This is a genomic window from Pseudomonas sp. 2995-1, from assembly GCF_002742505.1.
Classification (GTDB): Bacteria; Pseudomonadota; Gammaproteobacteria; order Pseudomonadales; family Pseudomonadaceae; genus Aquipseudomonas; species Aquipseudomonas sivasensis.
The window spans coordinates 97,621-109,687 of record NZ_LJSA01000490.1; the positions used below are offsets into that span (position 1 = coordinate 97,621).

Annotated in this window: 6 protein-coding genes; 4 read left to right on the forward strand and 2 right to left on the reverse strand. The window is 60.6% G+C overall.

Features of this window, described 5'->3' with window-relative positions; all coding sequences use genetic code 11:
- Window positions 1-83: 83 nt before the first annotated feature.
- Both xdhB and xdhA read right to left on the reverse strand, forming a co-directional pair.
- Entirely contained in the window at window positions 84-2,483 is a 2,400-nt protein-coding gene (gene xdhB, locus AOA61_RS25095; RefSeq protein ID WP_032887626.1) for a xanthine dehydrogenase molybdopterin binding subunit, read from the reverse strand.
- A complete protein-coding gene (gene xdhA / locus AOA61_RS25100) occupies window positions 2,476-3,924 on the reverse strand; it encodes a xanthine dehydrogenase small subunit (protein ID WP_099602948.1) in 1,449 nt (482 codons plus the stop codon). The genes xdhB and xdhA overlap by 8 nt, the downstream gene beginning before the upstream one ends.
- Window positions 3,925-4,204: 280 nt before the next feature.
- On the opposite strand from xdhA, the gene AOA61_RS25105 reads away from it, so the two are divergent.
- The 4 genes from AOA61_RS25105 (at window position 4,205) to ligA (ending at window position 11,934) form a co-directional block, all read left to right on the forward strand.
- Entirely contained in the window at window positions 4,205-4,864 is a 660-nt protein-coding gene (locus AOA61_RS25105) for a GntR family transcriptional regulator (RefSeq protein WP_032887629.1), read from the forward strand.
- Between the two features lie 2 nt (window positions 4,865-4,866).
- On the forward strand, window positions 4,867-8,355 hold the full coding sequence (smc, locus tag AOA61_RS25110; protein WP_099602949.1) for a chromosome segregation protein SMC: 3,489 nt from the start codon (window positions 4,867-4,869) through the stop codon (window positions 8,353-8,355).
- A gap of 258 nt (window positions 8,356-8,613) precedes the next feature.
- Entirely contained in the window at window positions 8,614-9,477 is an 864-nt protein-coding gene (zipA, locus tag AOA61_RS25115; RefSeq protein ID WP_032887633.1) for a cell division protein ZipA, read from the forward strand.
- Window positions 9,478-9,564: 87 nt separating this feature from the next.
- On the forward strand, window positions 9,565-11,934 hold the full coding sequence (gene ligA, locus AOA61_RS25120) for an NAD-dependent DNA ligase LigA (RefSeq protein ID WP_095185357.1): 2,370 nt from the start codon (window positions 9,565-9,567) through the stop codon (window positions 11,932-11,934).
- The last annotated feature ends 133 nt before the right edge of the window (window positions 11,935-12,067 follow it).

Consider the following 12,067-nt stretch of genomic DNA (forward strand, 5'->3'; position numbering starts at 1 on the left):
GGGGCAAGCCCCCTCCCACATTTGAAGGTATTCACAGATCAAAATGTGGGAGTGGGGCTTGCCCCCGATGGCAGCGCCTCGGTCTAGAGCGAAGCCATCTCGGTATCAGCCTCAACTACCTTCGCAGCAGCCAACTTGCGCATCTGCTCACACCCCCACAACACTCGCTCCGGCGTCGCTGGCGCATCGATTTTCGGCTGATGGCGATAGTCACCCAGACTCGCCACCGCATCCTTGATCGCGCACCACGAGGCAATCCCGAGCATGAACGGCGGTTCACCCACGGCCTTGGAATGGAACACTGTGTCTTCCGGATTTTTACGGTTTTCTACCAGCTTCACCCGCAGATCCAACGGCATGTCCGCCACCGCCGGGATCTTGTAGCTGGCTGGGCCGTTGGTCATCAGCTTGCCCTTGTTGTTCCACACCAGCTCTTCCATGGTCAGCCAACCCATGCCCTGGATAAAGCCGCCCTCCACCTGGCCGATGTCGATGGCCGGGTTCAGCGAGGCGCCTACGTCATGCAGGATGTCGGTGCGCAGCATTTTGTATTCGCCGGTCAGGGTGTCGACGATCACTTCGCAGCAGGCTGCGCCGAAGGCGAAGTAATAGAACGGCCGCCCGCGTGACTGGCTGCGGTCGTAGAAGATTTTCGGGGTCTTGTAGAAGCCGGTGCTCGACAGTGACACCTGAGCGAAGTAGGCCTGCTGGATCAGTGCCTCAAAGGTCAGGATCTGGTCACGCACGCGCACATGGCCGTTGTGGAATTCAACGTCCGCCTCGCTCACGTCGTATTTGCGCGCCGCAAATTCCACCAACCGTTGCTTGATGGTTTCGGCGGCATTCTGCGCGGCTTTGCCGTTCAGGTCCGCGCCGCTGGAAGCGGCGGTCGGCGAGGTGTTGGGCACCTTGTCGGTGTTGGTGGCGGTGATTTGCACGCGGTCGATTTCCACCTGGAACACTTCGGCCACTACTTGCGCCACCTTAATGTTCAAACCCTGGCCCATCTCGGTGCCGCCGTGGTTCAGGTGGATACTGCCGTCGGTGTAAATATGGATCAGCGCACCGGCCTGGTTCAGAAAGCTGGCGGTGAACGAGATGCCGAACTTCACCGGTGTCAGCGCCAGGCCTTTCTTCAGGATTGGGCTGTGGGCGTTGTACAGGCGAATCGCTTCGCGCCGCTCGGCGTACTGGCTGCTGGCCTCCAGTTCGGCGGTCATCTCTTCGAGCATGTTGTGCTCGACGGTCTGGTAGTAGTGGGTGACGTTGCGCTCGGTCTTGCCGTAGTAGTTGGCCTTGCGCACCGCCAGCGGGTCCAGCGCCAGATGGCGGGCGATGGCGTCCATCACTTCTTCGATAGCGACCATACCTTGGGGCCCGCCGAAGCCACGGTAAGCCGTGTTGGACGCGGTATTGGTCTTGCAGCGATGGCCGTTGACCGTGGCATCGCCCAGGTAATACGAGTTGTCGGAGTGGAACATGGCACGGTCGACAATCGAGTTGGACAGGTCCGGCGAGCAGCCGCAGTTGCCGGCCAGCTCCAGGTTGATCCCGTGCAGGCGGCCGCTGTCGTCGAAGCCCACGTCGTATTCGATATAGAAGGGGTGGCGCTTGCCGGTCATCAGCATGTCTTCCACGCGCGGCAGGCGCATTTTGGTCGGCTGGCCGGTGAGGCGCGCCACCACTGCGCACAGGCAGGCGGGGCTGGCGGCCTGGGTTTCCTTGCCACCGAAACCACCGCCCATGCGGCGCATGTCGACGACGATTTTGTTCATCGACACATCGAGTACTTCGGCCACCAGTTTCTGCACTTCGGTGGGGTTTTGTGTGGAGCAGTAGACGATCATGCCGCCGTCTTCGGTGGGCATCACCGACGAGATCTGGGTTTCCAGGTAGAAGTGTTCCTGGCCGCCGATGTGCAGAGTGCCCTGGATACGGTTTTTCGCCGTTGCCAGTGCGCCTGCCGAATCGCCGCGTTGATGGGTATGACTGTCGAGCACAAAGTGTTTTTTGCGGTAGGCCTCGACCACGTCCAGCACCGGTTCCAGGTCTTCGTATTCGATCACGGCGGCCATGGCGGCTTTGCGTGCGGTGTCCAGGTCACGGGCGGCAACCGCCAGTACCACTTGGCCAACGAACTGCACGGTATCGATGGCCAGCAGCGGGTCGCCGGGCATCAGCGGGCCGATGTCTTTCAGGCCCGGTACGTCTTCGTGAGTGATAGCGATGCGCACACCTTCGAAGGCGTAGCAGGGCGCGGTGTCGATGCTGATGATTCGAGCGTGGGCGCGGTCAGACATGCGCGCATACAGGTGCAACTGGTTGGGGAATTCCAGGCGGTCATCGATGTACTGCGCCTCACCGCTGACGTGCTTGGCGGCGCTGTCATGCTTGACGCTGCGACCGACTCCGGAGGTCAGGTCCTGGGCGAACAGCTCGGCGAGTTCGGCCTGGGTTTTTTCCACGGCGTGATGGTTAGACATAAGCGGTCACCCGAGTCTCGATGTGCGGCGTTTGCAGTTCGATGAAGTATTTACGCAGCAGGTTCTGCGCGCTGAGCAGGCGATATTCCTTGCTGGCGCGGAAGTCCGACAGCGGCGTGAAATCGTGGGCCAGGGCGGCGCAGGCTTTCTCCACGGTGGCGGCGTTCCAAGTGGCGCCGACCAATGCGGCTTCGCAGCTTTTCGCGCGTTTTGGTGTCGCGGCCATGCCGCCGAACGCGACGCGTGCCTCACGGATTACGCCGTTGTCGATCTGCAGATTGAAGGCTGCGCAGACGGCGGAAATGTCATCGTCCAGGCGCTTGGAAACCTTATACGCACGGAACAGCGTATGGCCCTTGGGTACGATGATTTTCTCGATGAATTCACTGTCCTGGCGGGCGGTCACGCGGTAGTCGATGAAGTAGTCTTCCAGGGCCAGAGTGCGGCGTACGTCGCCCTTGCACAGCACGATCTGCGCGCCCAGGGCGATCAGCAGTGGCGGTGAGTCGCCGATGGGTGAGGCGTTACCGATATTGCCGCCCAATGTGCCCTGGTTGCGGATTTGCAGAGAGGCGAAGCGGTGCAGCAGCTCACCGAAGTCCGGGTATTCGTGATGCAGTGCGGTGTAGCAGTCGGAGAGGGCGGTGGCGGCGCCTATTTCCAGGCGGTCGTCGAACGATTCGACGCGCTTCATTTCTTCAATATTGCCGACGTAAATCATCACTGGCAGCGTGCGGTGAAACTGGGTGACTTCCAGCGCCAGGTCGGTGCCGCCGGCCAGCAGGCGGGCTTGGGGGTAGGCGTCATAGAGGTCGGCCAGGTCGGCCACGGTCAGCGGCACCAGGCAGCGTTTGTCGCCGCTGTTGAGCTCGCCCGTTTGGGTCGGCGCGATGGCTTTGAGGCGTGCAATGGTCTCGGCCTGGCGGCTGTCGAACTGATCCTGGGGCTTGTTGCAGCAGGCCTGTTCGGCGGCCGCAAGAATCGGGCGGTAGCCGGTGCAGCGGCACAGGTTGCCGGCCAGGGCTTCATGGGCTTTCTGGCTGTCGGGAGCGTCGCTGTTCTTTTGCAGGGCGAACAGCGACATCACAAACCCTGGGGTGCAAAAGCCGCATTGCGAACCGTGGCACTCAACCATGGCTTGCTGCACGCTGTGCAGTTGGCCTTGGTGCTTGAGGTCTTCGACGCTGATCAGTTGTTTGCCGTGCAGCGACGACACAAAGGTCAGGCACGAGTTAAGGCTGCGATAACGAATCTGCTCGACGCCTTGATCGTCGCGATGCAGCTCGCCGACCACCACGGTGCACGCACCGCAGTCGCCGCTGGCGCAGCCTTCCTTGGTACCGGATTTGCCCACGTGCTCACGCAGATAGTTGAGCACGGTCAGGTTGGGGTCCAGGGCGTGCTCGCTACGGAGTTCCTGGTTGAGTAAAAACTGGATCACGGAAGGCCTCGCAGACTCATTATTGTTGTTAACCGCTTTTCGCCGAATCTAGTCATGTCTGACTTTTCGGTCAATGATTTTCTGACCATCAGGTCAAGAAAATGCGATCGCAACACTCTCAATTATGGTCCAGTCTTTTGGAACCGGCGTTTTTGCGGGCTTACGCTGCTCAGCCGCTGCTTATTTCATGCCAAATTCGCCACGGTGGGCGTAGCGCCATCAGCCAGCCAATGCGCTACACTGCCGCGCTTGTACCGATAGAAGATTTTGAAGGGAAAACATGACGTTCAAGGCGCCGGACAGTCTCGCCGAGCAAATCGCTCACCACCTCGCCGAACGCATTATTCGCGGCGATCTCAAGCCTGGTGAGCGCATCCAGGAACAGAAAGTCACGCTGGCACTCAATGTCAGCCGTGGTTCCGTGCGCGAAGCCTTGCTGATCCTCGAACGGCGCCACCTCATCGCGATCCTGCCGCGCCGTGGTGCCCACGTGACTGAGCTCACCGCACACAAGGTGCAGAGCCTGTGCACGCTGATGAGCGAGCTGTACATCCTGCTCGGCAATGCCGTCGCCGAAGGCTGGCAGACCCAGGCCGACATGGCGCCGTTCGTGCAGATCCAGCAGCGCCTGGTGACCAATTTCGAGCGTGAGGACATCCGCGCCTTCGTCGAAGAATGCTTTAACGTGATGCGCGCCGCGTACCCCTTTGCCAACAACCCGTACCTGCAGGAAACCGTCGAGAACCTGCAGCCGGCGATGAACCGCGCTTATTACCTCGCCCTGGATCAGCGCAAGGCCTCCATGAGCGAGTACCTGGCGCTGTTCGAGCAACTGCTCGCCGCCGTACTGGCCCGTGACGTGCCGCAGATTCGCCTGGTGCTGTCGGCCTACTGCCAGCGCAGCAGCTCGTTGGTCATCGCAGCGTTGGCGGACGGCTAAGCGTGCGGCTCAAGTGCATCAAACTGGCGGGGTTCAAATCCTTCGTCGACCCGACCACGGTTAACTTCCCCAGTAACATGGCGGCGGTGGTCGGGCCCAATGGTTGCGGCAAGTCGAACATCATCGACGCCGTCCGTTGGGTGATGGGCGAGAGCTCGGCAAAAAACCTGCGCGGCGAGTCGATGACCGACGTCATCTTCAACGGCTCCACCAGCCGCAAGCCGGTGAGCCAGGCCAGCATCGAGTTGGTGTTCGATAACTCCGACGGCACCTTGATCGGCGAGTACGCAGCCTACGCGGAAATTTCCATCCGCCGCAAAGTCACGCGCGACAGCCAGAACAGCTACTTCCTCAACGGCACCAAGTGCCGTCGACGTGACATCACCGATATTTTCCTTGGCACCGGCCTGGGCCCGCGCAGCTACTCGATCATTGAGCAGGGCATGATCTCCAAGCTGATCGAAGCCAAGCCCGAAGACCTGCGTAACTTTATTGAAGAAGCGGCCGGCATCTCCAAGTACAAAGAGCGCCGCCGCGAAACCGAAAACCGCATCCGCCGTACCCACGAAACCCTTGCCCGCCTCACCGACCTGCGCGACGAGCTGGAGCGCCAGTTGGAGCGCCTGCACCGCCAGGCCCAGGCGGCCGAGAAATACCAGGAATACAAGGGCGAAGAACGCCAGCTCAAGGCACAACTCTCGGCCCTGCGCTGGCAGGCGCTGAATGAGCAAGTGGGGCAGCGCGAAGCGATCATCGGTACCCAGGAAATCAGTTTTGAAGCCTTGGTGGCGGAGCAGCGTAACGCCGACGCCAGCATCGAGCGTCTGCGCGACGGGCACCATGATCTGTCCGAACGCTTCAATCTGGTGCAAGGCCGCTTCTATTCGGTAGGCGGCGACATCGCCCGTGTCGAGCAGAGCATCCAGCACGGCCAGCAGCGCCTGCGCCAATTGCAGGACGATCTGAAGGAAGCCGAACGCGCGCGTCTGGAGACCGAATCTCACCTGGGCCATGACCGCACTTTGCTGCTGACCCTGGGGGAAGAGCTGGACATGCTCACCCCAGAGCAGGAAATCACCAGCGCCGCCGCCGAAGAAGCCGCCGCCGCCCTGGAAGAATCTGAAACCACCATGCATGGCTGGCAGGAACAGTGGGACGCTTTCAACCTGCAATCGGCCGAGCCGCGTCGCCAGGCCGAGGTGCAGCAGTCGCGCATCCAGCAACTGGAAACCAGCATGGAGCGCCTGGCCGAGCGCCAGCGCCGCTTGCAGGAAGAGCGCGTATTGCTCGCCGCTGATCCGGAAGACGCCGCGATCATGGACCTCAGCGAGCAACTGGCCGAAAGCGAAATGACGCTGGAAGAGCTGGAAGCCAGCGAAGAACAGCAAGTAGAGCGCCTTGAACAATTGCGTCAGCAGTTGCAACAGGCGACCCAGGCCCAGCAGCAGGCCCAGGGCGATTTGCAGCGGCTCAATGGTCGGCTGGCATCCCTTGAAGCCTTGCAGCAAGCTGCGTTGGACCCAGGTACCGGCACCGCCGAATGGTTGCGCGACCAGCATTTGGCCGAGCGGCCACGCCTGGCGGAAGGCCTGAAGGTCGAAGCCGGCTGGGAATTGGCAGTGGAAACCGTGCTCGGTGCCGATCTTCAAGCAGTGCTGGTGGATGACTTTGGCGGTTTCGACCTGGCCGGGTTTGCCCAAGGCGATCTGCGTTTGCTCAGCCCCGCCGCCGATGGTGCGCGGGTGCCGGGCAGCCTGCTGGATAAGGTCGAGGCCGCCATTGACCTGTCGCCGTGGTTGGGCCAAGTCAAACCGGTGGATTCCCTGGAGCAGGCCCTGGCCCAGCGCGGTCAATTGGCAGCCGGCGAAAGCCTGATCAGCCGCGATGGCTATTGGGTCGGCCGGCACTTTTTGCGGGTTCGCCGCGCCAGTGAAGCGGAAAGTGGCGTTCTGGCCCGTGGCCAGGAAATCGTCAACCTGATCGCTGAGCGCGAAGAGCGTGAAGCGACCCTCGAAAGCCTGGAAACCGAACTGCAAACCCTGCGCGCCACCCAGCGCCAGCAGGAGACCGGCCGCGAACACCTGCGCCGTCTGTTGCAGGACGAAGCGCGTCAGCAAGGCGAGTTGAAGGCGCAACTGTCGGCGAGCAAAGCCAAGGCCGAACAACTGACCCTGCGCCGTACCCGTCTTGATGAAGAAGTCGCCGAGATGGGCGAGCAACGGGCCCTGGAACACGAACAGATCGGCGAAGCGCGCCTGCACCTGCAGGAGGCGCTCGACAGCATGGCCCTCGATACCGAGCAGCGCGAACTGCTACTGGCCCAGCGCGACAGCTTGCGCGAACGCCTTGACCGCGTGCGCCAGGAAGCCCGGCAGCACAAGGATCACGCGCACCAATTGGCGGTACGCCTCGGCTCGCTGCGCGCCCAGCATGATTCCACACGCCAGGCCCTTGAACGCCTGGAGATGCAATCCGAACGCCTCACCGAAAAGCGCGAGCAACTGAGCCTCAATCTGGAGGAGGGCGAAGCGCCGTTGGAAGAGCTGCGCCTCAAGCTCGAAGAATTGCTCGACAAGCGCATGACCGTCGACGAAGAACTCAAGACCGCGCAGATCGCCCTGGAAGACGCCGACCGCGAATTGCGCGACGCGGAAAAACGCCGAACCCAGGCCGAGCAGCAATCCCAATTGATTCGCGGCCAACTCGAACAACAGCGTATGGAATGGCAAGCCTTGACCGTGCGCCGCAAAACCTTGCAAGACCAATTGCTGGAAGACGGCTACGACCTGCACGGCGTGCTCAACACCCTGACCTCCCAGGCCAACGAGAAAGAAGCCGAGGAAGAACTTGAGCGGATTGCTGCACGTATCCAACGCCTGGGCGCGATCAACCTCGCGGCCATCGATGAATATCAGCAGCAGTCCGAGCGTAAACGTTATTTGGATGCCCAGGACGCCGACCTGGTCGAAGCCCTGGATACGTTGGAGAACGTGATCCGCAAGATCGACAAGGAAACCCGTAATCGCTTCAAAGATACCTTTGATCAGATTAATAGCGGTTTACAGGCGTTATTCCCAAAAGTTTTCGGCGGTGGCAGCGCTTACTTGGAACTGACGGGCGAAGATCTACTCGATACAGGGGTAACGATCATGGCGCGGCCTCCAGGCAAGAAGAACAGCACCATTCATTTGTTGTCCGGCGGCGAAAAAGCCCTGACCGCATTGGCCCTGGTATTTGCCATCTTCAAATTGAACCCGGCGCCGTTCTGTATGCTCGACGAAGTTGACGCCCCATTGGATGACGCTAACGTTGGACGCTATGCACGACTGGTCAAAGAGATGTCCCAGACCGTGCAGTTCATCTATATCACCCACAACAAGATCGCCATGGAAATGGCTGATCAGTTGATGGGGGTGACGATGCATGAACCGGGCTGTTCGCGTTTGGTCGCAGTGGATGTCGAAGAAGCGATGGCGATGGTGGAATCCTGAGCTGCGCCATGACAGATAGTTTTCATGCGATGTCAGGTGATTTACCGGTCAAGTGAAAGTGGCAAATGGACATATTTGTTCAAGGCATTTTGACAGACGGTGTAAAGTTATCTTTGGTCGTGCTAGTTTAATGTCAATTTTTCGTGTGCGTGGGCAAAACGTCAGTCAGAACATAGAGTTGGCGCCACGTTTTAAAGCGGTTTGCACGGTGCTAAACCCCTTATTTTTCAGCATTTTTTATTAGAGGCACGGGATTACATGGAAATCGGTCTGCGCGAGTGGCTGATCGTCATCGGCATTATTGTCATTGCCGGTATTCTTTTTGATGGCTGGCGCCGCATGCGCGGTGGCAAGGGCAAGCTCAAATTCCGTCTGGACCGCAACCTGTCCAACTTGCCTGACGACGACGGCAGCGCCGAGCTGCTGGGGCCGCCCCGTGTGCTGGACACGCATAAAGAGCCCCAACTGGACGAGCATGACTTGCCGTCGATGAGCGCTCCGTTGCGTGAAGCCCGTGAACCGTCCTCCAAACGTGGCAAGCGCGCCAATGCCGCCGTGGCCGAACCCCATCAGGGCGACCTGAACCTCGACGTCGACGAAGGCCCGAGTTTCAGCAGCCGTGACGATGACTTCCCGGACGAAAACGTTGGCAAGAACGCGCCGCGCCAATCGGTTAACGATCAGCCTGCTGCTGAAGAAGTGCTGGTGATCAGCGTGATCTGCCGCGACGCCGCCGGCTTCAAAGGCCCGGCTCTTTTGCAAAACATCCTCGAAAGCGGCCTGCGCTTTGGTGAAATGGATATTTTCCATCGCCACGAAAGCATGGCAGGCAACGGCGAAGTGCTGTTCTCCATGGCCAACGCAGTCAAGCCTGGCACCTTCGACCTGGACGACATCGACCTGTTCAGCACTCCAGCGGTGAGCTTCTTCCTTGGCCTGCCAGGCCCGCGTCACCCGAAACAAGCGTTCGATGTGATGGTGGCTGCAGCACGCAAGCTGTCCCAGGAGTTGAACGGCGAACTGAAGGACGACCAACGTAGCGTCCTGACCGCCCAGACCATCGAACACTACCGTCAGCGCATCGTCGAATTCGAGCGTCGCGCCCTGACACAGAAACGCTGAGGTTTGGCTTCAAGCGTTGTCGATAGAATCAAGCGCACCAACATTTGAGCAGCTTCGGCTGCTCTTTTGCTTTATGAGAGAACACCCATGACCGCCGCCCACACCCGCATCCTCGAACTGCGCGCTGAACTGGATCAGCACAACTACCGTTACCACGTCCTCGACGAGCCGAGTATTCCGGACGCCGAGTACGATCGGCTGTTCCACGAGCTCAAGGCTCTGGAAGCTGAGCATCCGGAACTGGTCACGCGGGATTCGCCGACGCAGCGGGTGGGCAGCGCGGCGTTGTCGGCGTTCACTCAGGTCAAGCACGAGATCCCGATGCTCAGCCTGGGCAACGCCTTTGATGAAACCACGATGTTGGAGTTTGATCGCCGGGTGACTGAAGGCCTGGACTTGCCTGTGGGCGACCTTTTTGGCGCTGGTGCTGAAGTGGAGTACAGCTGCGAACCCAAACTGGACGGCCTGGCGGTCAGCCTGCTGTATCAGGACGGTGAGTTGGTGCGCGGTGCCACCCGAGGTGACGGTACCACTGGCGAAGACATCAGCGTCAACGTGCGCACCGTGCGCAATATCCCTTTGAAACTGCACGGCAGCGGCTGGCCGGCGACCTTGGAGGTGCGTGGCGAAGTCTTTATGTCCAAGGCCGGCTTCGAACGGCTCAATGCCTCGCAACTGGAAGTCGGCGGCAAGACCTTCGCCAACCCGCGCAATGCCGCCGCCGGCAGTCTGCGTCAGTTGGATTCGAAAATCACCGCCAGCCGCCCGCTGGAATTCTGCTGCTATGGCATTGGCCAGGTAACTGCTGACATCAGCGATACCCACATCGGGAACCTGCAGCAGTTGCAAAAATGGGGCATGCCCATCAGTCATGAACTGAAGCTGGCCAAGGGTATTCAGGATTGCCTCGATTACTACCGCGATATCGGCGAGCGGCGCAACAGCCTGCCCTATGAGATCGACGGCGTTGTCTTCAAGGTCAACAGCATTGCTGCTCAGCGTGAATTGGGCTTCCGCGCCCGTGAGCCGCGCTGGGCCATCGCCCATAAATTCCCGGCGATGGAAGAGCTCACTGAGCTGCTCGACGTGGAATTTCAGGTCGGCCGCACCGGCGCCGTCACCCCGGTAGCGCGTCTGAAGCCCGTCAAGGTCGCGGGTGTGACTGTGTCCAATGCCACCTTGCACAACATGGATGAAGTGGCGCGTCTGGGCGTAATGATTGGCGACACCGTGATCATCCGGCGCGCCGGGGATGTGATCCCTCAAGTGGTGTCCGTAGTGCTTGAGCGACGTCCGGCCGACGCCCGCGCGGTACCGGTTCCCGAGAGCTGCCCGGTGTGCGGCTCGCACGTGGAGCGCACTCAACTGGTCAAGCGCAGCAAGGGCAAGGAAACCGTCAGCGAAGGCGCCGTGTACCGCTGCGTCGGGCGCCTGGCCTGTGGCGCTCAGCTCAAGCAGGCGATCATTCATTTTGTCTCGCGCCGGGCCATGGACATTGATGGGCTGGGTGACAAGACCATCGAGCAACTGGTGGATGAAAAACTCATCGGTTCGCCAGCCGACCTCTACACGCTCAAGTACGAGCAGATCATCGACCTGGAAGGCTTCGCCGACATCTCCAGCAAGAAGCTGATCGCCGCCATCGAGAACAGCAAGACGCCGACCCTCGCGCGTTTTATCTACGCGCTCGGCATCCCCGACGTGGGCGAGGAGACCGCCAAAGTGCTGGCACGCTCGCTGGGGTCCCTTGAGCGCGTGCAGCAGGCCTTGCCGCCGGTGCTGACGTACTTGCCCGACGTGGGCCTTGAAGTGGCGCACGAGATCCACAGCTTCTTTGAAGACAGCCATAACCAGGAAGTGATTGGCGCACTGCTGTCGCCGGAGAAGTGCGGCCTGCAATTGCAGGATCAGGGCGACCTCAGCGCCGAGTTCGCCGCTAGCACCACCTTGGGCGGCTTGCTCGACAAGCTGCACGTCCCGTCCGTGGGCCCAGGCGCTGCGCAGAAGCTGGCGGACAAGTTCGGCAGCCTGGAAGGCGTGATCAAGGCCGACTGGCTGGACATGCGCCAGGCGCTGCCCGAAAAGCAGGCCAAGGCCGTGCGCGACTTCTTCGACAACCCGGACAACGCCCAGCACGCCTTGGCCATTGAGCAGCAGCTCAAGGACTTCGGCATGCACTGGCAAAGCGAGAAAAAGGTCGTAGAAGGCTTGCCTGAAGCCGGACACACGTGGGTACTCACTGGCTCCCTGGAGCTTATGAGTCGCGACGTGGCCAAGGAAAAGCTCGAAAGCCTCGGCGCCAAGGTGGCCGGTTCCGTCTCGGCGAAAACCCACTGCGTGGTGGCCGGGCCGGGTGCTGGTTCGAAACTGGCAAAGGCCAGCGAGTTAGGCTTGAAGGTGCTGGACGAAGAGGCCTTCGTGGCCTTTCTCGCCACGCACAACATTCCAGTCAGTTGACCCTCACCTGTAGGCGTCCGGCTGGCCGGCGATCGCGCGCCAAGGAGTGCCATCGTCGGCACGCCTGACGCCTATAGGGATGTCATCCCATTTTTGGAACGATCTTCGAAGGGAATTGATCTAGTCTTGGTCA